Below are 23,327 nucleotides of genomic sequence, written 5' to 3'. Positions count from 1 at the left end.
GTCGCAGGCGATTTCTCTACACTACGTAAAAATTCTACGCTATCGGGGTATTTATGAAATTAGCACTTCTGGGTCGTCAGGCGTTGATGGGCGTTATGGCCGTGGCGCTGGTTGCGGGTATGAGCGTGAAAACGTTCGCTGCAGAAAATCTGCTGAACAAAGTAAAAGAGCGCGGAACGCTGCTGGTTGGGCTGGAAGGAACCTATCCTCCGTTCAGCTTCCAGGGCGACGACGGCAAACTGACCGGTTTTGAAGTGGAATTTGCCGAAGAACTGGCAAAACACCTCGGCGTGAAAGCCTCCCTGAAACCGACCAAATGGGACGGTATGCTGGCATCGCTGGATTCCAAACGCATTGACGTGGTGATTAACCAGGTGACCATTTCTGACGAGCGTAAGAAGAAGTATGACTTCTCCACGCCGTACACCGTGTCCGGTATTCAGGCGCTGGTGAAGAAAGGTAACGAAGGCACCATCAAAACCGCGGCCGACCTGAAAGGCAAAAAAGTGGGTGTCGGTCTGGGCACTAACTACGAAGAGTGGCTGCGCCAGAACGTTCAGGGCGTGGACATCCGTACCTATGATGATGACCCGACGAAATACCAGGATCTGCGCGTAGGCCGTATTGACGCCATTCTGGTTGACCGCCTGGCCGCGCTGGATCTGGTGAAGAAAACCAACAACACTCTGGCGGTTGCCGGTGATGCGTTCTCTCGTCAGGAATCCGGTGTTGCGGTCCGTAAAGGTAACGAAGACCTGGTGAAAGCGATCGACGCTGCGATTGCTGATATGCAAAAAGACGGCAGCCTGAAGGCGCTCTCCGAGAAGTGGTTCGGCGCAGACGTCACCAAATAAGTCTTTGACGTGAAAAAAGGCGCTTTTAAAAGCGCCTTTTTTATTTCTTACGCGTCTGCGTGCATAATGAAAAATATCACATTTTGTCTGAGTTACCGGAGAACCCATGTCACTACAGAATTTAACGCGCTTTCCCCGCCTGGAGTTTATCGGCGCGCCGACTCCGCTGGAGTATCTGCCGCGATTTTCTGATTACGTAGGACGCGATATTTTCATTAAGCGCGATGACGTGACGCCGATGGCGATGGGGGGCAACAAGCTGCGTAAGCTGGAGTTTCTGGCCGCGGATGCTCTGCGTGAAGGGGCGGACACGCTCATCACCGCCGGGGCTATCCAGTCCAACCACGTTCGTCAGACGGCGGCAGTGGCGGCGAAGCTTGGTCTCCATTGCGTGGCACGGCTGGAAAACCCGATTGGCACGCGGGCAGAAAATTATCTCACCAACGGTAATCGTCTGCTGCTGGATCTGTTTAATGTGCAGGTGGAGATGGTCGATGCGTTGACCGACCCGACTGCCCAGCTCGACGAACTGGCTACGCGCCTCGAAGCGCAGGGTTTTCGTCCTTATGTTATCCCTGTCGGCGGTTCGAATGCGCTGGGCGCGCTGGGTTATGTGGAAAGTGCGCTGGAGATCGCGCAGCAGTGTGAGGGGGCGGTGAGCCTCTCCTCCGTGGTTGTCGCGTCTGGCAGTGCGGGCACGCACGCCGGGCTGGCGGTGGGGCTGGAGCAGCTGATGCCCGAGGTGGAACTGATAGGCGTGACGGTGTCCCGCAGCGTTGCGGATCAGAAGCCGAAAGTGGTCACGTTACAGCAGGCGGTGGCAGAGCAGCTGGCGCTTAAGGCAAAAGCCGATATTCTGCTCTGGGATGACTATTTTGCGCCGGGCTACGGCACGCCTAATGAAGAGGGGATGGAGGCGGTTAAACTGCTGGCGCGCCTTGAGGGTATACTGCTTGATCCGGTCTATACGGGTAAAGCGATGGCCGGGCTTATAGACGGTATTACGCAGAAACGCTTTAAGGATGAAGGGCCGATTTTATTTGTGCACACCGGCGGGGCGCCCGCGCTGTTTGCTTATCATCCTCATGTCTAAAAATCAGGTCGAAAAATAATAATGCAAGAAAGTATACAACTGGTTATTGATTCCCTGCCGTATCTGCTGAAAGGTGCGGTATTTACGCTCCAGCTGAGTATTGGCGGGATGTTCTTCGGCCTCGTGCTGGGCTTCGTGCTGGCCTTAATGCGTATGTCGCCCATTCTGCCGGTACGCTGGCTGGCGCGCTTCTATATCTCCGTGTTTCGCGGTACGCCACTCATTGCTCAGCTCTTTATGATCTACTACGGTTTACCGCAATTCGGTATCGAGCTGGATCCGATCCCGGCGGCGATGATTGGCCTGTCGCTCAATACGGCGGCCTATACCTCTGAAACCCTGCGCGCGGCAATCTCGTCCATTGATAAAGGTCAGTGGGAAGCGGCGGCCAGTATCGGGATGACGCCGTGGCAAACATTGCGTCGCGCTATTTTGCCGCAGGCTGCGCGTGTGGCGCTTCCGCCGCTGAGCAACAGCTTCATCAGCCTGGTCAAAGATACCTCTCTGGCCGCAACGATTCAGGTGCCTGAATTGTTCCGTCAGGCGCAGCTTATTACCTCGCGCACCCTTGAAGTCTTCACCATGTATCTGGCTGCCTCGCTGATTTACTGGGTGATGGCAACGGTGTTGTCTGCTCTGCAAAACTATTTTGAAAACCAGCTTAACCGCCAGGAGCGTGATCCAAAATGAGTGCTATCGACGTTAAAAACCTGGTGAAAAAATTCCATGGTCAAACGGTGCTCCACGGGATCGATCTGGAAGTGGAGCAGGGCGAAGTGGTGGCGATTATCGGGCCGAGCGGGTCGGGAAAAACGACGCTGCTGCGCAGTATTAACCTGCTTGAACAGCCGGAAGGGGGCACCATCCGGGTCGGGGAGATTACGATTGATACCGGTAAATCCATCAGCCAGCAGAAAGGATTAATTCGCCGTCTGCGTCAGCATGTTGGCTTTGTGTTCCAGAACTTCAATCTTTTTCCGCACCGCACGGTACTGGAAAACATTATTGAAGGGCCGGTCATCGTAAAAGGTGAGCCAAAAGAGGACGCGACGGCGCGTGCCCGCGAGTTGCTCGCTAAAGTTGGGCTGGCAGGTAAAGAGACCAGCTATCCGCGCCGCCTGTCAGGAGGCCAGCAGCAGCGCGTGGCGATAGCGCGTGCGCTGGCGATGCGCCCTGACGTGATCCTGTTTGATGAACCGACCTCCGCGCTCGACCCCGAGCTGGTGGGCGAAGTGCTGAATACCATTCGCCAGCTGGCACAGGAAAAGCGCACGATGGTCATCGTGACCCATGAAATGAGCTTTGCTCGTGACGTGGCGGACAGGGCCATTTTCATGGATCAGGGGCGGATTGTGGAGCAGGGGCCGGCGAAAAGTTTATTTGCGGATCCTCAACAGCCGCGAACCCGCCAGTTCCTTGAAAAATTCCTCATGCAGTAGCATTTTTGTCCTTATTTGCTCCGGAAATCTTTTCTGGAGCAAATTATTCTCCCTGTAGCCCCGGGCGTCTGCTTTTTTATTCCACCCTACGCAGATAAGCCTTATCAATAGTAAAGTTAATTGTGCTATTGCCGATATTTTGTGGTTAGAAATAAGTTTTATGTGTTAGGTTATATTCACCATAATAATGATTATCTTTTCAGAGGCTTCTTTTAGTAAGTATGAAGGATTCAGACTTTTTCACCTGGCGACGGGATTGCTTCCTCCGGTTTCAGGAATTGACCTGTGCCGACGAGGTATATCAGGAACTTCAGCGACAAACGCAGGCGCTCGAATTCGATTATTACGCGCTCTGCGTGCGCCATCCCGTACCATTTACGCGGCCCAAGGTCTCGTTGCAAACCACTTATCCAAAGCAGTGGATGGCGCAATATCAATCCGCGAACTATTTTGCGATTGATCCGGTTTTAAAGCCGGAGAATTTCATTCAGGGTCATCTTCCCTGGACGGATGCATTATTCGCGGATGCGCAGGAGTTATGGCATAACGCACAGGATCACGGTTTACGCACGGGAATAACGCAGTGTCTGATGCTGCCTAATCACGCGCTCGGTTTCCTCTCGGTTTCCCGTACGAGTGTGCAGGATGTGCCGTACAGGCAGGAAGAAATAGAACTACGGTTGCAAATGCTGGTGCAAATGGCATTAACCACGCTGTTGCGTTTTGAAGATGGGATGGTGATGCCGCCAGAGATGAAATTCAGCAAGCGTGAGCGGGAAATTCTGAAATGGACTGCAGAAGGGAAGACGTCAGCGGAAATAGCGATCATTCTCTCCATTTCAGAGAATACGGTTAACTTCCATCAGAAGAATATGCAGAAAAAATTCAATGCACCCAACAAAACCCAGATTGCTTGTTACGCGGCGGCAACGGGACTGATCTGATTAGCGAGTACGTTCTGCGTGACAGACGAGCGGACGGCTGAATGCAGTGCATCCAGCCGTTTTTTGTTACTGGCGGTACGCTTGTTTAATTTGCTTAACGGTGTTTGCAAATACAGCTGATTCCGCCTGGTCTTCCATCTGCGCGATTTGCTTTTCCATTTTAATGATCACACGACCAGCATCAGCCTGGCCCATCGCCTGCAGCATCAGCGTCAGCAGTGCTTTCAGGCAGTTTACTTCCTGTGCCAGTTCCTGGTTATTCTCCGCAGTGGCAAATTCAGGTGTGCTCATTTATTTTCCTCATTATTAAACGGCGCTAAAGCGCGACGACGAAAGTCAAGGCGGCGGAGTATACCACAAGCTGTAGCAAAAAATGCAGCGGTTGTTTTTCGTACTTTTACTGTGCTGTTTATTTGCGTAAACTCCGCCAGGCGGTAGACTGATGCCCTGGTATGACTATTAATTGTTTATGAGTGGTTTGCTTACCGTTAATTATTGTTACAAAAATCTGAAAACTGTTTTCCCCGAGGAAAAGGAGCAAGGTTTTTGTAACTTTTTGAATACGGATGCTTAAAAAAAAGCGCAAAAGCCCTGATGGCAAGGACTCTCTTTCCACGGACTGTACAGGCTAATTTCCAAAAACGAGAGCAAAATCGAATAGCCGATTTTTTAACGTTTTAATCTTGTGAGGAAAACCGTTAATATAAACCAAATTATCACTCAGTAGCGTTATCCCTATTCTGGAGACATTTCCTTTGATCAACGTCCTTCTTGTTGATGACCACGAACTGGTGCGCGCAGGGATACGACGCATTCTTGAAGATATAAAAGGGATTAAAGTTGCCGGAGAGGTGTGCTGTGGGGAAGATGCCGTAAAATGGTGCCGCACAAACTCCGCCGATGTGGTGCTGATGGATATGAACATGCCCGGCATCGGTGGCCTTGAGGCAACGCGCAAAATTGCGCGTACCTTCGTAGATACCAAAGTCATCATGCTGACCGTGCATACTGAAAATCCACTGCCTGCGAAAGTGATGCAGGCGGGTGCGGCCGGTTACCTGAGCAAAGGTGCCGCTCCGCAGGAGGTCGTCAATGCCATCCGCTCCGTGTTTGCCGGGCAGCGTTACATCGCCTCTGACATTGCGCAACAGATGGCTTTGAGCCAGATCGAACCCGAGAAAAACGAGTCCCCGTTTGCCAGTTTGTCTGAGCGCGAATTGCAGATTATGCTGATGATCACGAAAGGTCAGAAGGTAAATGAGATCTCGGAACAGCTGAACCTCAGCCCGAAAACGGTGAACAGCTATCGTTATCGAATGTTCAGTAAACTGAACATTCATGGTGATGTTGAACTGACTCATCTGGCCATCCGACATGGTTTATGTAATGCGGAGACGTTGTTAAGTCAGTGAGTGATGTGTTCGATTCAAAAGCATTTCTGAAAACGGTAACCAGCCAGCCTGGCGTCTATCGGATGTATGACGCTGGCGGTACGGTTATCTATGTGGGGAAGGCGAAAGACCTTAAAAAACGCCTTTCCAGCTATTTTCGCAGCAACCTTGCCTCCCGTAAGACTGAAGCGCTGGTCTCTCTCATTCATAATATTGATGTCACCGTCACGCATACCGAAACCGAAGCCCTGCTGCTTGAGCACAATTATATAAAGCTCTATCAGCCGCGCTATAACGTGCTGTTGCGGGACGATAAATCCTATCCGTTTATCTTTCTCAGTGGCGATACCCATCCGCGTCTGGCGATGCACCGTGGTGCAAAACACGCGAAGGGGGAATATTTTGGTCCTTTCCCGAATGGCTATGCCGTGCGGGAGACGCTGGCACTGCTGCAAAAAATCTTCCCGATTCGTCAGTGCGAAAACAGTGTCTACCGTAACCGCTCGCGTCCGTGTCTGCAGTACCAGATTGGTCGCTGCCTGGGCCCCTGTGTTGCCGGGCTGGTCAGTGAAGATGAGTATGCCCAGCAGGTGGACTATGTACGCCTGTTCTTAGCCGGAAAGGACGATCAGGTGTTAACCCAGCTGATCGCGCGGATGGAAAAAGCCAGCGCCGCACTTGAGTTTGAAGAGGCCGCACGGATCCGTGACCAAATTCAGGCGGTGCGCCGGGTCACCGAGAAACAGTTTGTCTCGAATACCGGTGACGATCTCGACGTTATCGGCGTCTCCTTTGACGCAGGAATGGCCTGTGTTCACGTGCTGTTTATCCGCCAGGGCAAAGTACTCGGCAGCCGCAGCTATTTCCCCAAAGTGCCTGGTGGTACCGAGCTGGGGGAAGTGGTGGAAACCTTTGTCGGCCAGTTCTATCTACAGGGAAGCCAGATGCGCACGCTCCCCTCGGAGATCCTGCTCGATTTCAACCTTGACGATAAAACCCTGCTGGCCGATTCGCTTTCCGAGCTGGCGGGCCGTCGGGTCAACGTACAAACCAAACCCCGCGGCGACAGGGCGCGTTATCTGAAGCTCGCGCGGACCAACGCGGCGACGGCCCTGACCACAAAATTGTCTCAGCAATCGACGGTCAGCCAGCGGTTAACCGCGCTGGCAACGCTCCTGAAGTTGCCGGAAGTGAAACGTATGGAGTGTTTCGATATCAGCCATACGATGGGTGAGCAGACGGTAGCATCCTGCGTCGTGTTTGATGCTAATGGCCCGCTGCGCGCCGAGTATCGACGCTATAACATCACCGGCATTACGCCGGGGGACGACTATGCCGCCATGAATCAGGTGCTGCGTCGTCGTTACGGTAAAGCGATTGAAGAGAGCAAGATCCCGGATGTGATCCTGATTGACGGTGGTAAAGGCCAGCTTGGCCAGGCGAAAGCGGTATTTGAATCGCTCGACGTTGAGTGGGACAAAAACCATCCGCTGCTGTTAGGTGTGGCGAAAGGGGCCGATCGTAAGGCGGGTCTGGAGACGTTGTTCTTCGAACCGGAAGGTGAGGGCTTCAGTCTGCCGCCAGACTCTCCGGCGCTGCATGTTATCCAGCATATTCGCGATGAATCGCACGACCATGCTATCAGCGGGCACCGTAAAAAACGGGCGAAGGTGAAAAATACCAGTACTCTGGAAACCATTGAGGGCGTCGGGCCAAAACGTCGCCAGATGCTGCTGAAGTATATGGGCGGATTGCAAGGATTACTCAACGCCAGCATGGAGGAAATTGCAAAAGTGCCGGGTATTTCGCAAGGGCTGGCAGAAAAGATCTACTACTCGTTGAAACATTGAGGGCTCTGTAGCAACATAGAGCTAAATTTTACTGACAACAAATAGTTACCGTCACTATGCAATATAATATCCCTACGTTGCTCACTCTCTTTCGTGTTGTACTCATTCCGTTCTTCGTGCTGGCGTTTTATCTGCCGGTTGTGTGGGCACCTTTTGCCTGCGCATTGATCTTCCTTATCGCAGCGGTAACGGACTGGTTTGATGGCTATCTGGCGCGTCGCTGGAATCAAAGCACCCGCTTCGGCGCGTTTCTCGATCCCGTAGCGGATAAGGTCATGGTTGCTATCGCGATGGTGCTGGTGGCTGAACACTATCATACCTGGTGGGTGACGCTGCCTGCGGCAACCATGATCGGCCGTGAAATCATCATTTCTGCGCTGCGTGAGTGGATGGCGGAGTTGGGTAAACGCAGCAGCGTGGCGGTCTCCTGGATCGGGAAAGTGAAAACGACCGCACAGATGGCGGCGCTGGTCTGGATGCTCTGGCGTCCAAACGTCTGGGTTGAGTGGGCGGGAATTGGTCTGCTGTGGGTAGCGGCAGTGCTGACGCTGTGGTCAATGCTGCAATATTTGAACGCTGCGCGCGGGGATTTGCTTGATCAGTGATCGTTTCGCCGTAATTTTCAGCAAACGATCCAGGGAAGCAAAAAATAACGTTGACTCATAACGTCATATCAGTAGAATGCAACGCATCGAACGGCGGCACAGCAAGCCGGACGATAATGAAATCAAGTGTTTAGAAGTTGACTTGATGACATGCGGGAATAGCTCAGTTGGTAGAGCACGACCTTGCCAAGGTCGGGGTCGCGAGTTCGAGTCTCGTTTCCCGCTCCAGATTAAAGACATGCGCAATAGCGGGTGTCAGTTAGAAAAGTTTTACGGCGCGTTAGCAAAGCGGTTATGTAGCGGATTGCAAATCCGTCTAGTCCGGTTCGACTCCGGAACGCGCCTCCACTTTCTTCCCTGGCCGGATGGTGGAATCGGTAGACACAAGGGATTTAAAATCCCTCGGCGTTCGCGCTGTGTGGGTTCAAGTCCCACTCCGGCTACCATGGGAAACAAAGAATAATCAAAGCAATAAGCAGTGTCGTGAAACCACCGAAAGGTGGTTTTTTTGTGTTTGAAATCTATGTTACTTATTAGTAATTGTCATTTTTCCCCGCCTGCCTACCGCACCATTTTTACTCTTCAATCATGAAGTGCTTTCTGGACAATGTCTTTTTACTTATGCCATTACGTAAATGTGATTATGTTACTGCTGGTGAAATGATGAAAAACGGCAGGAGTCGAGGCAACACTGGTGTATCGGTAGGCTTCATAAAAAAAAGCCTACATAAAGCAGGCGATAAGAATGATGCATAGTTATTATAATGATGGTAAAGCGTAACAGTTTTCTAAAATTAGAACCGTAAAATCCGATAGTTACAAATATTTAGAGGCTGCATCAAAGATTTCCTGTGAGGCCAGTTCCCGATCAGATGCAACATAGATAACCTCATGGTCACCTGTTAAGGACGGGAAACCTGCCGACATGATCTGTAGATTGACTTCTTCTCCGTTGGGATACGCTTCACGTATTGATGTAACCCCTTTAAGTACCGAGATAGTTTTGCAAGGTTTTCCATTAAAAAAAACGATCACTTTTTTCATATATCACCTTGTATTTTGTCGTTGTTTTTCAAGCCGCAAATTTCCAATGGGGTTCTATTTATATTTTTCCACAAAGGGCCGTTTGCTTGCTAAAGGTCTCATCGTCGTCGTAGCGCAATGATAATATTACTTATCGCAGAGCATTACGTTGGCTGCCGCTGGGCCTTTATTACCGGCAATAATAGCGAATTCGACCTTTTGGCCTTCGAAAAGCGTATTGACACTTTCTTCCTGTAAGGCAGAAAAGTGAACAAATACATCTTTACTTCCATCGAGAGGGGAGATAAATCCAAAGCGCTTATCTTCGTTATACCACTTGACCAGACCTAAGATCCTGGATGACATAAAATACTCCATTTGAAGACGTTTAGAATAACAACGTTATGATAGGGAACGTATAAACGTATACGTATGAACTCAAAAGGAGGGGATATCAGAGATAGCGCCTGGTTAAGAGGACTGACTGGAAAAATACCGCATATAAAATATTGTATCGAACCAACGCGATCATTAAGGCATGGGATGGGCTAATAAGCAAATTTTATTTTTGCCCTTTGGGACCCGCTTAAGCCGACGTCACACCCCACCCAAATACGCCTTCCTCACCTCCTGATTGCCCAGCAGCTCCTCGCCGCTGCCGCTCAGGCGGATCTGCCCGTTAACCATCACATACCCGCGATCGGAAAGCTTCAGCGCGTGGTGCGCATTCTGCTCCACCAGGAAGATCGTCATCCCGTTGCGGGCCAGCTCGCGCAGCGTCTGGAAAATCTGTTTCACCACAATCGGGGCTAAGCCCAGGCTGGGCTCATCCAGCAACAGCAGCGTCGGACGGCTCATCAGCGCCCGGGCGATAGCCAGCATTTGCTGTTCTCCGCCGGACAGGGTCATCGCGCGCTGTTTACGCCGTTCTTTCAGGCGAGGGAACAGATCGAACATCGTTTGCATATCTTCGGCCGCAAACTGGTTGCCAATCGGGATGGTCCCCATCAGCAGGTTCTCTTCGACGGTCATATCCGGAAAGATACGTCTGCCTTCAGGTGCCTGCGCAATGCCGCCGGAGGCGACGTAGTGGGTGGATTTATGGCTGATGTCTTCGCCGCGATAAAGGATCTGTCCGTTGCGGATACGCGGCTGGCCAAAGATGGACATCAGTAATGTCGATTTACCCGCGCCGTTTGCGCCAATCAGCGCCACGGTTTCTCCTGTATTCACCTCAAGTGAGACCTCTTTCAGCGCCTGAATCACGCCGTAAAACACATCCACCTCGCGGAAGGCCAGCAGCGGTTCGCTCATAGGGTGACCTCGCTTTCATCCGTGCCAAGATAGGCGGCAATGACCTTTTCATCATGCTGGATCTGCGCGGGTTTCCCCCTGGCAATCACGTCACCGTGGTCGAGCACGATAATATCGTCCGAAATCTCCATCACCATCCCCATGTCATGCTCAATCAGTAATACCGTGATGTCATGATGATCCCGCAGAAAACGAATGATGCTGCTCAGCTTATGCGTTTCAACCGGGTTTAGCCCGGCGGCAGGTTCGTCGAGACAGATCATCTCCGGTCCGGTACACATTGCCCGGGCAATCTCCAGGCGCCGCTGCTGACCGTACGACATCTCCCCCGCCAGGCGATTGGCACAGTCCACCAGATCGACCACTTCCAGCCAGTAGAACGCTCTGTCGAGGGCGTCGCTTTCAGCCCGACGGTAGGCCGGGGAATTAACGATCCCGGCGAGCAGATTACGGTTAACGCGCATATGCTGTGCGACCAGCAGATTTTCCACGACCGACATCTCGCGAAACAGACGGATATTCTGGAAGGTGCGCGCCAGCCCGGCGCGGTTGACCAGGTGGGTTCCGCCAAACATTTTATAGAACAGACGCTGCCCGAACTGCGCGGGGTTAATCCAGTCACCCGGCTGAAATTTTTGCCCGAGTACCTGAATGACGTTGGTCGTCTTATTGCGGCTGGTAAATAAAATATTGCCGCCGGAGGCTCTGTAGAAGCCTGTCAGGCAGTTAAATACGGTGGTTTTTCCCGCCCCGTTTGGCCCAATCAGGGCAGTAATGGAACCACGCTGCACGTCCAGGTTGACGTCGTTTAGCGCCTTAATCCCGCCGAAGTGCATCATCAGATGTTCAACGCGCAATATCGTTTCGTTCATGGCGCGACGCCCTTACGCACGGCAAATCCGCTGCGGTTAATGCGGATCAAACCGCGTGGACGCCAGATCATCATCACCACCATCAGCATGCCAAACAGCAGGACCCGGTACTCGGCAAAACTGCGCAGCAGTTCCGGCGTGACCGTCAGCACAAAGGCGGCCAGCACCACGCCAAGCGTAGACCCCATGCCGCCCAGTACCACAATGGCGAGGATCAGCGCGGATTCAAAGAAGGTAAACGATGTCGGGTTCACGAACCCCTGATAGGTGGCGAAGAATACCCCGGCGATGCCCGCAGTTGATGCGCCCAGCGTAAAGGCCGAAAGCTTGACCAGCACATGATTGAGCCCCATGGAGCGACAGGCAATTTCGTCTTCCCGCAGGGCTTCCCACGCCCGGCCGATCGGCATCCGCGTCAGGCGGTGCTTGATATAGAGCACCAGCATTACCACCAGAAACAGCACCGTATAGATAAAGATAAACTTCATGTTCGGGTTATAGGTGAGGTGGAAAAACTCGTGAAAAGGCACGCCGCCTTCTTTTGCGCGTCGTCCAAACTCAAGGCCGAAAAAGGTAGGAGGAGGGGCTGACACGCCATTAGGCCCGCCGGTGAACGTCAGCCAGTTGTTCAGGATCAGGCGAATGATCTCCCCGAACCCGAGGGTGACAATGGCCAGATAGTCACCGTGCATGCGCAGTACCGGAAAACCGAGCAGGGCGCCCGCGGCAGCGGCCATAATGGCCGCCAGCGGCAGCATGCTCCAGAAGCCTAAGCCGAGATACTGATACCCCAGCGCCAGTCCGTACGCACCAATCGCATAGAAAGCGACATACCCCAGATCCAGCAAACCCGCCAGACCCACGACGATGTTCAGCCCCAGCCCAAGAAGCACGTAGATCAGCCCGAGAATGGCGACGGTCAGCACATATTTAGTGGCGACAAACGGGAAGCAAATGGCAACGGCAATCACCAGAGGAATAATCCAGCGCATGCGGCTTTTGTATTGCGGTGGCCGGACATAAACACCTGCGCTATCGGCTTCAAAACGTGCCTGGAAACGTGCGCCTGGGGCGGTACCCAAAAAAGTGCTCAGCAGAAAACGACCCAGCATAACGATGCCGACTATCCATGCGAGTCGCTGTCCTGCGAAGTTAAAGCTGTATCCGTCCAGCACCACGCCGGCAATCGGGCCAAAAATGATTAACGCAATCAGGCCGGAAAAAATGGCGTCCAGAATACAGCGCTTAAGCGAAAAGCCGTGAGAGGTCATCGTATTCTCCTTCACACTTTGGCGACAATCGGGCGGCCAAGCAGACCCTGAGGGCGAAAAATAAGGATCAAGACCAGTAAGCCAAACGAGAACACATCTTTATAATCGGAGTTCACCATGCCGGAAAATTGCGCCTCGGCGATGCCCAGAATCAACCCGCCGAGCATCGCGCCCGGCAGGGAGCCAATCCCGCCGAGCACCGCTGCGGTAAACGCCTTAATGCCAATCACAAACCCGACGTAGAAATCAAAGGTGCCGTAATTCATGGTGATGAGCACACCTGCCAGGCCCGCCATGGCCGCACCAATGACAAAGACCAGGGAGATAATCCGGTCGGTGTTGATCCCCAGAATGGAGGCCATTTTACGGTCCTGCTGTACCGCGCGGCACATCCGCCCCAGCCGGGTATGGTTGATTATCCAGGTCAGCACCAGCATGCCGGCAAACGAGGCGACCAGGATAAATACTTTGGTATAAGTTATTTGCACAAAACCCTCGCCCAGATGCAGACGAAGTACGCCGTCGAGCATGGTTGGCACTCCTTGCTGGCGCGGACCCTGGCTCAGCTGCGCGTAGTTTTGCAGGATAAGCGACATCCCGATGGCAGAGATAAGCGGTGCCAGGCGCGTAGAGTTCCGCAACGGCTTATAAGCAATACGCTCGATGGTCCAGCCGTACACCCCCGTAACGACAATGGTGAATACCAGCGTTCCCAGTATCAGCAGGGGGAATGACTGCAGGCCGAAGAAAGAGAGTAGCGCCAGGCCAATGGCGCAGAGGTAGGCGGAAATCATATACACTTCGCCGTGGGCGAAATTGATCATCCCGATAATGCCATACACCATGGTGTAGCCGATGGCGATGAGGCCGTAGACGGAGCCCAGCGTTAAGCCATTGATTAACTGCTGCAGGAAGAATGTATTCATCTTAGCGCGCTCGTTTTATAGGCTGCAGGTGGTGCGCAGCCTGATGTTTATTACGCGCCGGCAGGCAGGCCCGCCGACGTTGAGCGTGATTCCGTCCCGTTACTGCACTTCCTTATATTTTCCTTTGTCGTCCCACTGGTAAACCACGTAGTCGGAGACTTTCAGATCGCCCTTGCTGTCCCAGGCTTTTTTACCCATCACCGTGTCGACCGTATTAGCCTTCAGCCACTCGCTGGCTTTGGCGGAGTCCTTGCCGCCCGTGGCTTTAAACGCAGCAGCAATGGCCTGCACGGAAGCATAGGAGTAGAGGGTGTAACCTTCCGGTTCGAATTTAGCGGCGCGGAATTTCTCAATCACTGCTTTACCGTCCGGGATCAGGCGCGGATCTTTACCGAAAGTCATATAAATGCCGTTGGTATACTGTGGACCGCCCGCCGCCGTCACCATCTCTTCATTAACAATGCAGTCGCCGGAGAAGAATTTCGCCTGCACGCCCTGTTCACGCATCTGGCGAACCAGCGGACCGGCTTCCGGGTGACAGCCACCGAAGAACACCACGTCCGGTTTTTGCGCGCCAATCTTCGTCACCAGCGCGTTAAAGTCTTTTTCACCGCGCGATAACCCCTCGTACATCACATCCTTGACCCCGCGTTTCGCCAGTGCCGCTTTGGTGGCGTCTGCCAGCCCTTGCCCATAGGTGTCTTTATCGTGAATGATCGCCACGCGTTTGGCTTTCAGCTTATCGATGATGAAGTCGCTGGCAACCTGGCCCTGCTGGTCATCGCGGCCGCACATGCGGAACATATCGCTCATACCGCGTTCGGTGATCAGCGGGTTCGTCGAGCCGGGGGTAATGGAAATGATCCCCGCATCGCTATACACCTCAGAGGCGGGCATGGTCGATGAGGAGCAGAAATGGCCGACAACGGCGTTGACTTTATCCTGGTCGACTAAGCGGTTGGCGACAGCCACGGCCTGTTTAGGCTCGCACGCATCATCACCCTGAACCAGCTTGATTTTCTCACCGTTAATCCCGCCGGCAGCGTTAATATCTTCAGCGGCCTGCGTTGCGCCGTGCCAGTACTGATCGCCATAGGTGGCATTGGGTCCCGTAAACGGCCCGGCGACACCAATCACGATATCTGCGCGGGCGGAAAACGCCGTCACCAGACAACCAGCTAACACAAGAGACAGGGGAGTTCTGATTAATTTCAGCGACATTATTATGTTCCTTAGCAAAGAGGTTTTTGCACCACGGCGTAAACCTGAACGCCCAGGGCGCAGCCAATCCAAAACACGGGCAAGAACAAAATGCACTAAACGAACGGCATCCTGCATGATACGGCGAGGTTTCCATGCGCAGCGTCGCGCGAAGAACAGCAAGCAAAAACGTTGCCAGAATGGTTAACCCCTTGACGGGGTTATGACATCTTTGAGTATAGAGCGCCGCGTTCTGCCGCCCTGCGGCAGGAGAAGAAATTACAGCGGAGATCACATATCGTTAACATTAAAGCCCATAAGTTGTGCAAGGGTCACGATTTGCACACTTTTGCAGCAATAAAGACCTAAACTTCAGCCGGGAACGGCGTGAGAACTGTGTTAGGATCTTTTCCTTTTTATCAGGAGTGTCCGCGATGACGGAAGGTCCATTAAATGAAAGCGAAATGGCATGGCTGGAAGAGACTCTCATGTCTTACGGCCATGACGATGCGTCCGTGATTGATGTATCCGAACTGGACGGCATGCTTACCGCAGTGCTTTCCGGCCCTGTTGTCGTTGAGCCAGATACCTGGCTGGTGGCCGTGTGGGGCGGGGAGAAATACATTCCGCGCTGGAAAAACGATCGTGAAATGAACCGTTTTATCGATCTCTGCTTTAAGCATATGAACGACATTGCTGAGCGGCTGAGCGAATACCCGGACCAGTTTGAGCCGATGTTTGGATATAACGACGTCGACGGTGAGAGCTACACCGTGGTGGAAGAGTGGTGCTATGGCTATATGCGCGGCGTGGCGTTGACGGACTGGTCAGCCTTGCCGGAGTCTCTGAAGGCCGATCTCGAGGTGATTGCCCTGCACGGTACGGAAGAGAACAGCGAGAAGCTGGATGAACTGAGCGAAGAAGACTATATCGCCAGCATTGAGCGCATCCAGCCAGCGGCACTGCGTTTATATCAATACTGGGTAGATAACCCGCAGCAGCCGGAAGCAAAGAAGCCGATTGTGAACGGCACGAAGGTCGGGCGTAACGATCCGTGTCCTTGCGGCAGCGGGAAGAAGTTTAAGAGCTGCTGTTTGCATTGATAAAAAAGGGGCTAAAGATAGCCCCTTTTTTTTATTTAACCCACTTCCGGCAACATGCCGGCGGCAATCAATACCTGCACCAGAATAACCACCACCCCACAGCTAAACACAATGCCTAGCAGCGGTTTTCCTCCCGCCACGCGGTACCCCTGCTGAGGATGCTGCTGGCGGCTCTTCCATGCCAGCAGGGAAGGGAGTAACAGTGCCAGGATCGACAGCGCCACGCCGGCGTAACCCAGCGCCATCACAAACCCGCGTGGGTAAAACAGCGCAAACGCGAGCGGCGGCAGGAAAGTAATTACCCCCGTCTGTAACCGCCCGCTAACCGTATTGCGACGCTGGAACAGGTCGGCCAGGTAATCAAACAGGCCGAGCGCCACGCCCAGGAACGAGGTCGCCAGCGCCAGGTCGGCAAACAGGTGGACCGCCAGCTCCACGTGAGGAGACGTGACGACCTCGCGCAGTGCCAGCAGAAAACCATTCAGGCCAGCGTGCTGCGCCATGAGTCCAATAAAGGTTGAAGAGTCAATGCTGCCCAGCGTCACCAGTTGCCAGAAAATATAGGCGATGAGGGGGATCGCGCTGCCGATAACAAACACGCGGCGCAGCTTGCGAATATCGCCGTTCATATAGCTGACAATACTCGGTACGCTGCCGTGGAAGCCAAACGAGGTGAAAATCACCGGGATAGCGGAAAGCGCGAGCCCTTTTTCCAGCGGCAGCGTCAGCAGATTAACCTTGTGCACATGCGGTGCCAGCAGGACCAGCATGACAATCAGAAACAGAATTTTGGCGCTGAAGAGAAAACGGTTGAACAGATCGACCAGCGAGGTCCCCACGCAGACCACGCCGCCGCCGATGAGCGCAAAGAAGATTGCTCCCATCGCCGGGGTAATGTCAGAGCCAAACCAGTCATTGACGCTGGAGGCAATGAGCTCCCCGGCCCCGCTAATATACGCGGCAGTCAGGGCGTACATCAGGAACATCATGCTAAAGCCGGTTATCCACTGACCGTAGCGTCCCAGGTAGCGCGCCGCCAGTGAACCCAGACCGGTGTCGGCGGGCACGTGCTGGTAAACCTCAAGCAATAGCAGCGCGGTGTAACACATCAGCGCCCAGAGTGTGCCAAGAAGCAGCAGCGTCATCCCGAATCCCACACCTGCAGCAGCCAGGGGCATTGCCAGCATTCCTGCGCCAATCGTCGTTCCGGCGACGATAAAAATACTTCCCAGGGTTCTGTTTTTCACGCTTTCCTCTACAACGATGGTGAATCGCGACAATTTCTGCGGCGCAGAGTAAGGGAAAAGCCGTAATTCGTCAAATCACCGTTACAAGGTGTGTAATTAAATATTTACAGGTTAGGCGTACTGTGATCCTTAATGGGGCGATACCTACTTCATAAGAGCAATGTCACGGCGCAAATTTCAGGCGTAACGTAAACAACTCGTGCAAATAATAAAATAATGTGAGGGTTTTTTATGGCGGGGGAGAATCCATTTACGGCGGCATGGAGCCGGGGAGGCAATCTGTTGTGCCATGGACACTGGATAATGAGCTGGCAGAACCAGCCTCTGACGCTGCCTGAGTCCCGCCGCGAAAAGGATATGGGCACCTGGGCAATCTATTCGGTTATTGATCCTGAAGATGAAACCTTTGCACAAGGCTTACAGGAAGATGAGTGGATTATCGAAAACGTTGACTGGCTGACAGACCTGTTTTTCGAGGTGGGTATTCCGCTTGAGACGGCCAGCTACCGCTATTTTTATCAGGCCGTCAATCCCCATGACTGGCGCTGTACCAGCTGCGCAGGATGTATGTAAATTAACGCGGTGCAGGAAACCCGCACCGCGTTGAAATTAATTCTGTGTATCGAGAGTGGAAAGTTCTTTATCAATAAAGTAAAGACCTTCACCTGATTTACCCACCAGGGATAATTTATCCAGCACGGATTTAAACAGCTTCTCTTCTTCATGCTGTTCTGCCACATACCATTGCAGGAAATTAAAGGTTGGATAATCCTGGCTGGTCATTGCCGCATGAACCAGTTCGTTAATTTTCTGCGTGATCAGCTGTTCGTGCTCGTAGGTGGCGCGGAACAGTTCATCGAGAGAATTATACTCGGCAAAAGGCGAGGCCACGGTCTCAATGCGCGGCAGGCTGCCGGTGTCGGTCAGATAGTCAAACAGGCGCTGCATGTGGGTCATCTCTTCCTGCGCATGGCGACGCAGAAACGCGGCCGCACCTTCAAAGCTGTGGTAGCTGCACCAGGCGCTCATCTGCTGGTAGAGAAGGGATGAAAAGAGCTCAAGGTTCATTTGCGCATTGAGCTTGTCGATCATTTCAGTTTTCAGCATGGTGACGCTCCGGGTTATTATTACTGGTTCACAATGAGCGACACTATAATTTGTTATTTAATTATTTGCAAAACGTAAAATAAATATTCATTACTTCAAAATACGAATGGGAATAAAACGCATTGTCGGTTTTATATTAATGCGAATTGTTTTTGTTCTTAGTTAAATAAAGTGCCAGCAAACGCTGGCAGCTTGGATTAATACCAGGGATTATTTGACTTAGGGTTAACGGCATAACCCATGCATTTATACTGAATGGTCACGCTTTCGTTAAGGCACAAAGAGCCGCTTATCAGCGTACAGGTTTTGACGGGTTGCCCGTAGGCAGACGCGGTGGCATACCCCATACCCTGGCAGGCTTTCACTGCGGTGCCGTTATTTACATATTCGTCAGACCAGGCATTTTGCAGCACGGCCTGACCGTAATCGAGGCGGACAATGCCGTTTGGTGCGTCGAGGCTACTGATTTCCGCCTGACGGTTAACGCTGCATCCCGCGAGCAGCAGGATCGTACCGGCTACGATGACTCTTTTCATGGTTCGCTCTGAGTGGATGGAGATACGTTATCGTACCCGCAGAGACGTAGCCCAATGCCAGGAATAGCCGGACGATCTGCCTTCTCTCTTTGATTTTGTTCGCGGTTTTGCTGGCTAACAGGTGTTGCAGTAAATTGAATTGTGATGTACATCACAAAAACATTGATTTTTGTGATGGTGGTCATATTATAGGCGCATTGACGATAAAGCTGTATGACAAGTTAATGGAGCATCACAATGAAACTGCGCAAAATCCTCAAAAGTATGTGGGCCAATTACTGCCGCACCTTTAAAGACGTGCCGCCGGGCGCCATGTTCTGATAAAAAAAACCTGCTTCGGCGGGTTTTTTTGTCCCTGCTGGTGACGAAGGGGAGATGTCAGGGGCTGCGTTTTGATACTATGACGGCCTTTAAATAAGGAGAAGCCCCATGTCACAAAACCTGAGCGCCGATCAGGAACTGGTCTCTGACGTTGTTGCCTGTCAGCTGGTTATTAAGCAAATCCTTGATGTTCTGGATGTTATTGCCCCGGTTGAAGTCCGCGAGAAGATGTCCACGCAGCTGAGAAACATTGATTTCACCAGCCATCCTGCCGCCGCTGACCCGGTGACGCTTCGTGCGATCCAGAAAGCGATCGCGCTGATTGAGCTGCGCTTCACCCCGCAGGGCGAGTCGCATTAATATCTGCAAACGGGCGACCGCGTAAGTCGCCCGTTGATGCCTTTAAAAGAAAGTCTGTACCAGCAGGTAGCTCGCCGCACACGCGCAGCTCACACCGATTAATCCGGGCAGAATGAAGCTGTGGTTAATGATGAATTTGCCGATGCGGGTGGTTCCTGAGCGATCGAAGCCGATGCAGGCTAAATCACTGGGATAGGTCGGCAGAACAAAATAGCCGTATGACGCCGGGAAAAAGGCGATCAGCATTTTTGGATCGATCCCCAGCATCAGCCCCATTGGCGCCACGGCCGTCAGGGCAGCCGCCTGGCTGTTCACCAGCTTCGACACCAGGAAAAGCACGATGGCATACGTCCACGGATGGCTTTTCACCACGCCTTCCAGCGCCAGTTTTAACTCGTCGAGATGCGCCTGGAAAAAGGTATCGCTCATCCACGCCACCCCGAACACCGAGAAAATCGCCACCATACCGGCCTTAAATACCGCGCCGTTAGAAATGGCTGAGGCATTGACCTTGCAGGCCATCAGCATCACGGCACCGGCAATGAGCATCATCATCTGAATGACCAGGTTCATCGACAGCGCCGTCATTTTGCCTTTCAGCTCGAAGGCGGGGCGCAGTTCGGGGAAGGCCCCGAGCAGGACAACCACGGCAATACCGGCAAAGAAAATCCAGGTCGACCAGTAAGCCTGCTTCGGAAAACGTTGATTCATTAACGTCTCCGTACCGCCATAGATAAACTCACGCTGCTTTGGATCTTTTAGTTTTTCCTGAAACTCCCTGTCGTCAGACAAATCTTTCCCGCGGCGTAAACTCCACAGGGCAGCAATGGCGACACCAAAAAGTGAAGCGGGAACCGACACGGCGAGTATTTCCAGGATCCCCCACGCGTGACCGATCCCATGCTGGGCGGCCAGGATGGAGACCAGCGACACGACGGCGACGGAAACCGGTGATGCCGTGATTGCCATCTGCGATGCTACCGATGCCACGGCCATTGGGCGCTCGGGTCGGATCCCTTTTTTCAGGGCGATATCCGCAATGATGGGGAACATAGTGTAGACCACATGGCCGGTACCGCAGAGAAAGGTCAGCATCCAGGTGGTAAACGGGGCGAGAAGCGTGATGTGCTGCGGATGTTTGCGCAGGAGGCGTTCGGCAAATTGCATCATGACATTGAGCCCGCCGGCAGTTTGCAGGGTGGCTGCACAACCAATCACGGCGAGAATGGTCAACATCACGTCAACCGGCGGCTTGCCGGGCTGGAGACCAAAGACAAAACACAAAATAAAAAGGCCAATCCCGCTGATTAACCCAAGCCCCATGCCGCCGAAACGTGTACCCGTCAGCAGGCAGAGGAGAATGACAGTAAACTCAATGGTGATCATGCTGCTCCCTCGTCAATGATTATGTAATTAAATAAATCATTACATTTTGTGTGGTTAATCATTGGGAGCGAGATCTGATTTGTTAAATCTCAGCAAAAGCAGAAGGTTGGCGCAGGGAAGGTAACCTGCTCCGAACGGGAGCAGGTCAAAAGCGTCAGTGATGCTGCACTGTGACAATGTCGAGCAGGTGGCGATCGGTTTGTTCCGGGCACAAACCTGCCTGTTGCGCATTATGGATCTCGTCCGCAAGGGTTTTCAGCAGCATTCCGTCCTGCTGCTGCTCTTTATCCATATCGCGCAGGAATTTCAGCGTGGTCATGTCATGCTGCGCTCTGGCTTCATCGGCCAGCTTGTTGAGCGTCGTGCAACGCTGTTCATACTCTTCCAGCGTCTTTTCAAACAATTCTTCCAGAGAAGAGTAATTATCGTTGATCCCCTCCAGGGCTTTAACAACCGGGTTTGCCCCCGCCGCTTTCAGGAAATTAAAGACGCGCATCATGTGGGTGACGTTGCTTTGGGCCTGTGAACGAAAGAACGTGGCAGAGCCCGTAAGGCTTTTCTCGGAACACCACGCACTGAGGTAAAGGTGCAGATTTGAGGCGTAAAACTCAAGGTTCATCTGCGCGTTAAGTTTTTGCATCATCGTTTGGGTAGCCATACTCATATCCTTATAGACTGTGGGACGTGATGTCCGTTGCTTAACCTGAGCGCCAGGCAAATACGAAGAAATAGAGCAGAAAAAGAGATTCTGCAGTGCCAAAGCTGACCGAAATTCACTTCCTGTGTTCGATATAAATAAGCATACCGTTGTCTTTAATTTAAGAAAAGTCTTAATCCCGCTGTTTTTACCATACATTACAAAATTTAATATAGTACAAATATGCAAATAGATTCCCATGAAATGAAATCTCACTATCTTACTGATAATAAAGAGATAGTCTGTTCTTAGTGCTGCAGTTTGTGTTTCGGGAGTATTGCGCCGGAATATTTGTCTGGGAAAGCAATAAATACAGATAATTCATTTCGCATATATGATGTTTCATTAAAATTGCGCTAAATCAATTTTTGCCGGGAAATATATTTTCAGCGCGAGTGTGTTTTTTTGATGGAAAGCAGGATGTTCCTTTCAACCCTTAGCCCCGGCGTGACCGGTCTAATGGCATCAGGGACTTCTTAGCTAATCTTATGGATAATTCTGCTCACCCCTCTTTTATTTGTCTGACAAATCCTGCCTTTTTTATGTCATTTTTCGCTGAATTTATGTACGCAATTACTGTAATTCTGCGGTGTGATGGGGCTCTCTTATGGATGATTAATTTCCCGCTAAAACTATCACCAGCAATAACGCTTATGACGAGGTAAGCGCTAATGCCTTGTTTTAAGTCCGATTAAATAAGAAGCACGCAAATATTCCCTACAGAAAAGAATGCTAAAGCTGGAGTTTACCATGCACAAATTTACTAAAGCGCTGGCGGCCATCGGTCTGGCTGCCGTTATGTCACAATCCGCTATCGCTGAGAATTTAAAACTCGGTTTTCTGGTAAAACAGCCCGAAGAACCCTGGTTCCAGACCGAGTGGAAATTCGCAGATAAAGCCGGGAAAGATTTAGGTTTTGAAGTGATTAAAATCGCCGTGCCCGACGGTGAGAAAACGCTGAACGCCATCGACAGCCTGGCGGCCAGCGGTGCAAAAGGTTTTGTTATCTGTACACCGGATCCGAAACTGGGGTCCGCCATTGCGGCGAAAGCCCGCGGTTACGACATGAAAGTCATTGCCGTTGACGATCAGTTCGTGAATGCCAAAGGCAAACCGATGGACAGCGTGCCGCTGGTCATGATGGCGGCGACCAAAATCGGCGAACGTCAGGGGCAGGAACTCTATAAAGAAATGCAGAAACGCGGCTGGGATGTGAAAGAGACCGCCGTCATGGCCATCACCGCTGATGAGCTGGACACAGCACGTCGTCGCACGACGGGCTCAATGGACGCGCTGAAAGCGGCCGGTTTCCCGGAGAAACAGATCTATAAAGTCCCGACCAAATCCAACGATATCCCGGGGGCATTTGACGCCGCGAACTCCATGCTGGTTCAGCACCCGGAAGTGAAGCACTGGCTGGTGGTCGGTATGAACGATAACACCGTGCTGGGTGGGGTCCGTGCGACAGAAGGCCAGGGCTTTAAAGCGCCCGATGTGATCGGAATTGGCATCAACGGCGTTGACGCCGTCAGTGAGCTTTCCAAAGCGCAGGCCACCGGCTTCTACGGTTCTCTGCTGCCAAGCCCGGATGTCCACGGCTACAAATCCAGCGAAATGCTCTACAACTGGGTAACCAAAGGCGCTGAACCGCCGAAATTCACCGAAGTGACCGACGTGGTGCTGATCACCCGCGACAACTTCAAAGAGGAACTGGCGAAAAAAGGACTGGGCGGTAAGTAATACGCTGTGATTGTGCCCCTTACTCGCCGTAAGGGGCCAGACGTACAG

The 23,327-nt window shown here is 52.3% G+C and carries 27 protein-coding genes, 3 tRNA genes and 1 pseudogene; 16 read left to right on the top strand and 15 right to left on the bottom strand.

Translation table 11 applies throughout. The features are described 5' to 3' along the window. Nucleotides 1-53: 53 nt before the first annotated feature. The 5 genes from tcyJ to sdiA all read left to right on the top strand — a co-directional run bounded on the left by tcyJ (nt 54) and on the right by sdiA (nt 4,330). Nucleotides 54-854 (top strand): cystine ABC transporter substrate-binding protein, encoded by an 801-nt coding sequence (gene tcyJ / locus L3068_RS14290; protein ID WP_014884382.1) that lies wholly within the window; start codon nt 54-56, stop codon nt 852-854. Between the two features lie 106 nt (nt 855-960). Next, nucleotides 961-1,947 carry a D-cysteine desulfhydrase gene (gene dcyD / locus L3068_RS14285; RefSeq protein ID WP_117580456.1) on the top strand — a complete coding sequence of 329 codons (987 nt, stop codon included), beginning with the start codon at nt 961-963 and terminating at the stop codon, nt 1,945-1,947. Between the two features lie 21 nt (nt 1,948-1,968). Then, complete coding sequence (tcyL, locus tag L3068_RS14280; RefSeq protein ID WP_014884380.1) at nt 1,969-2,637, top strand: cystine ABC transporter permease; 669 nt, start codon at nt 1,969-1,971, stop codon at nt 2,635-2,637. Then, nucleotides 2,634-3,386: an L-cystine ABC transporter ATP-binding protein TcyN gene (gene tcyN, locus L3068_RS14275; RefSeq protein ID WP_014884379.1), complete on the top strand. Its 753-nt coding sequence runs from the start codon at nt 2,634-2,636 to the stop codon at nt 3,384-3,386. Before tcyL ends, tcyN begins: the two co-directional genes overlap by 4 nt. Before the next feature lie 221 nt (nt 3,387-3,607). Continuing rightward, on the top strand, nt 3,608-4,330 hold the full coding sequence (sdiA, locus tag L3068_RS14270; RefSeq protein WP_014884378.1) for a quorum-sensing transcriptional regulator SdiA: 723 nt from the start codon (nt 3,608-3,610) through the stop codon (nt 4,328-4,330). Between the two features lie 66 nt (nt 4,331-4,396). On the opposite strand, the gene L3068_RS14265 is transcribed toward sdiA, so the two are convergent. Together L3068_RS14265 and L3068_RS25455 are read right to left on the bottom strand one after the other, a co-directional pair. Continuing rightward, nucleotides 4,397-4,621 (bottom strand): DUF2594 family protein, encoded by a 225-nt coding sequence (locus tag L3068_RS14265; protein ID WP_014832453.1) that lies wholly within the window; start codon nt 4,619-4,621, stop codon nt 4,397-4,399. A 25-nt stretch (nt 4,622-4,646) separates the two neighbouring features. After that, nucleotides 4,647-4,715 (bottom strand): annotated as a pseudogene (locus L3068_RS25455) (hypothetical protein); the annotation flags it as partial. Nucleotides 4,716-5,085: 370 nt separating this feature from the next. Between L3068_RS25455 and uvrY the strand changes: the two are divergent. From uvrY to L3068_RS14235, 6 genes are all read left to right on the top strand, one after another. Then, entirely contained in the window at nt 5,086-5,742 is a 657-nt protein-coding gene (gene uvrY / locus L3068_RS14260) for a UvrY/SirA/GacA family response regulator transcription factor (protein WP_023330806.1), read from the top strand. Next, nucleotides 5,739-7,571, top strand: coding sequence for an excinuclease ABC subunit UvrC (gene uvrC / locus L3068_RS14255; RefSeq protein ID WP_014884376.1), 1,833 nt, complete (start codon nt 5,739-5,741; stop codon nt 7,569-7,571). The genes uvrY and uvrC overlap by 4 nt, the downstream gene beginning before the upstream one ends. 56 nt (nt 7,572-7,627) lie before the next feature. Continuing rightward, on the top strand, nt 7,628-8,176 hold the full coding sequence (gene pgsA, locus L3068_RS14250) for a CDP-diacylglycerol--glycerol-3-phosphate 3-phosphatidyltransferase (RefSeq protein ID WP_023337474.1): 549 nt from the start codon (nt 7,628-7,630) through the stop codon (nt 8,174-8,176). 152 nt (nt 8,177-8,328) lie between these two features. Then, nucleotides 8,329-8,404, top strand: a tRNA-Gly gene (locus L3068_RS14245). 46 nt (nt 8,405-8,450) lie between these two features. Continuing rightward, a tRNA-Cys gene (locus tag L3068_RS14240) sits at nt 8,451-8,524 on the top strand. A gap of 11 nt (nt 8,525-8,535) precedes the next feature. Continuing rightward, nucleotides 8,536-8,622, top strand: a tRNA-Leu gene (locus L3068_RS14235). Between the two features lie 370 nt (nt 8,623-8,992). On the opposite strand, the gene L3068_RS14230 is transcribed toward L3068_RS14235, so the two are convergent. From L3068_RS14230 to L3068_RS14200, 7 genes are all read right to left on the bottom strand, one after another. Further along, nucleotides 8,993-9,220, bottom strand: a complete 228-nt coding sequence (locus tag L3068_RS14230) for a hypothetical protein (RefSeq protein WP_047625762.1) — start codon at nt 9,218-9,220, stop codon at nt 8,993-8,995. A 126-nt stretch (nt 9,221-9,346) separates the two neighbouring features. Beyond that, the gene (locus tag L3068_RS14225) at nt 9,347-9,565 is read right to left on the bottom strand and encodes a cold shock domain-containing protein (RefSeq protein ID WP_023337451.1); all 219 of its coding nucleotides are present in this window, start codon (nt 9,563-9,565) and stop codon (nt 9,347-9,349) included. Nucleotides 9,566-9,796: 231 nt separating this feature from the next. Next, entirely contained in the window at nt 9,797-10,513 is a 717-nt protein-coding gene (locus L3068_RS14220) for an ABC transporter ATP-binding protein (RefSeq protein ID WP_023337450.1), read from the bottom strand. Next, on the bottom strand, nt 10,510-11,385 hold the full coding sequence (locus tag L3068_RS14215) for an ATP-binding cassette domain-containing protein (RefSeq protein WP_014884373.1): 876 nt from the start codon (nt 11,383-11,385) through the stop codon (nt 10,510-10,512). The genes L3068_RS14220 and L3068_RS14215 overlap by 4 nt, the downstream gene beginning before the upstream one ends. Continuing rightward, nucleotides 11,382-12,656: a high-affinity branched-chain amino acid ABC transporter permease LivM gene (livM, locus tag L3068_RS14210; RefSeq protein WP_047344695.1), complete on the bottom strand. Its 1,275-nt coding sequence runs from the start codon at nt 12,654-12,656 to the stop codon at nt 11,382-11,384. Before livM ends, L3068_RS14215 begins: the two co-directional genes overlap by 4 nt. 11 nt (nt 12,657-12,667) lie before the next feature. Continuing rightward, entirely contained in the window at nt 12,668-13,582 is a 915-nt protein-coding gene (locus tag L3068_RS14205) for an ABC transporter permease subunit (protein WP_117580454.1), read from the bottom strand. A 99-nt stretch (nt 13,583-13,681) separates the two neighbouring features. Beyond that, nucleotides 13,682-14,803 carry a branched-chain amino acid ABC transporter substrate-binding protein gene (locus L3068_RS14200; protein ID WP_014884370.1) on the bottom strand — a complete coding sequence of 374 codons (1,122 nt, stop codon included), beginning with the start codon at nt 14,801-14,803 and terminating at the stop codon, nt 13,682-13,684. A gap of 413 nt (nt 14,804-15,216) precedes the next feature. Here L3068_RS14200 and L3068_RS14195 point away from each other — a divergent pair, with 413 nt between their 5' ends. Next, the gene (locus tag L3068_RS14195) at nt 15,217-15,885 is read left to right on the top strand and encodes a YecA/YgfB family protein (RefSeq protein WP_014884369.1); all 669 of its coding nucleotides are present in this window, start codon (nt 15,217-15,219) and stop codon (nt 15,883-15,885) included. Between the two features lie 35 nt (nt 15,886-15,920). Here the strand turns inward: L3068_RS14195 and tyrP are convergent, their stop codons facing one another. Further along, nucleotides 15,921-17,132, bottom strand: coding sequence for a tyrosine transporter TyrP (gene tyrP / locus L3068_RS14190; RefSeq protein ID WP_117580452.1), 1,212 nt, complete (start codon nt 17,130-17,132; stop codon nt 15,921-15,923). 231 nt (nt 17,133-17,363) lie between these two features. Here tyrP and L3068_RS14185 point away from each other — a divergent pair, with 231 nt between their 5' ends. After that, complete coding sequence (locus tag L3068_RS14185; RefSeq protein ID WP_032636168.1) at nt 17,364-17,705, top strand: PM0253 family protein; 342 nt, start codon at nt 17,364-17,366, stop codon at nt 17,703-17,705. Between the two features lie 36 nt (nt 17,706-17,741). Here the strand turns inward: L3068_RS14185 and ftnA are convergent, their stop codons facing one another. The 3 genes from ftnA to L3068_RS14170 all read right to left on the bottom strand — a co-directional run bounded on the left by ftnA (nt 17,742) and on the right by L3068_RS14170 (nt 18,960). Then, a complete protein-coding gene (gene ftnA, locus L3068_RS14180; protein ID WP_014884366.1) occupies nt 17,742-18,239 on the bottom strand; it encodes a non-heme ferritin in 498 nt (165 codons plus the stop codon). A gap of 197 nt (nt 18,240-18,436) precedes the next feature. After that, on the bottom strand, nt 18,437-18,775 hold the full coding sequence (yecR, locus tag L3068_RS14175) for a YecR family lipoprotein (RefSeq protein WP_014884365.1): 339 nt from the start codon (nt 18,773-18,775) through the stop codon (nt 18,437-18,439). Next, entirely contained in the window at nt 18,772-18,960 is a 189-nt protein-coding gene (locus L3068_RS14170; RefSeq protein WP_133255919.1) for a hypothetical protein, read from the bottom strand. Before L3068_RS14170 ends, yecR begins: the two co-directional genes overlap by 4 nt. Before the next feature lie 52 nt (nt 18,961-19,012). Between L3068_RS14170 and azuC the strand changes: the two genes are divergently transcribed. Continuing rightward, nucleotides 19,013-19,096, top strand: a complete 84-nt coding sequence (gene azuC, locus L3068_RS14165; protein ID WP_014884364.1) for a stress response protein AzuC — start codon at nt 19,013-19,015, stop codon at nt 19,094-19,096. A gap of 108 nt (nt 19,097-19,204) precedes the next feature. Continuing rightward, nucleotides 19,205-19,456, top strand: a complete 252-nt coding sequence (locus L3068_RS14160; RefSeq protein WP_014884363.1) for a DUF2766 family protein — start codon at nt 19,205-19,207, stop codon at nt 19,454-19,456. A 42-nt stretch (nt 19,457-19,498) separates the two neighbouring features. Here L3068_RS14160 and L3068_RS14155 read toward each other — a convergent pair whose 3' ends face one another. Together L3068_RS14155 and L3068_RS14150 are read right to left on the bottom strand one after the other, a co-directional pair. Next, on the bottom strand, nt 19,499-20,842 hold the full coding sequence (locus L3068_RS14155; RefSeq protein WP_117580450.1) for an anaerobic C4-dicarboxylate transporter: 1,344 nt from the start codon (nt 20,840-20,842) through the stop codon (nt 19,499-19,501). 154 nt (nt 20,843-20,996) lie between these two features. After that, nucleotides 20,997-21,500: a non-heme ferritin-like protein gene (locus L3068_RS14150; RefSeq protein WP_014884361.1), complete on the bottom strand. Its 504-nt coding sequence runs from the start codon at nt 21,498-21,500 to the stop codon at nt 20,997-20,999. A 789-nt stretch (nt 21,501-22,289) separates the two neighbouring features. Here L3068_RS14150 and araF point away from each other — a divergent pair. Further along, the gene (araF, locus tag L3068_RS14145) at nt 22,290-23,279 is read left to right on the top strand and encodes an arabinose ABC transporter substrate-binding protein AraF (RefSeq protein WP_008500409.1); all 990 of its coding nucleotides are present in this window, start codon (nt 22,290-22,292) and stop codon (nt 23,277-23,279) included. The last annotated feature ends 48 nt before the right edge of the window (nt 23,280-23,327 follow it).

Origin of the sequence: Enterobacter cloacae complex sp. ECL414, assembly GCF_021869685.1 — a bacterium.
In the GTDB taxonomy this organism is placed as follows: Bacteria; Pseudomonadota; Gammaproteobacteria; order Enterobacterales; family Enterobacteriaceae; genus Enterobacter; species Enterobacter kobei.
Note: the sequence above shows the minus strand (reverse complement) of the source record. Positions and strands in the feature narration are given on the sequence as shown.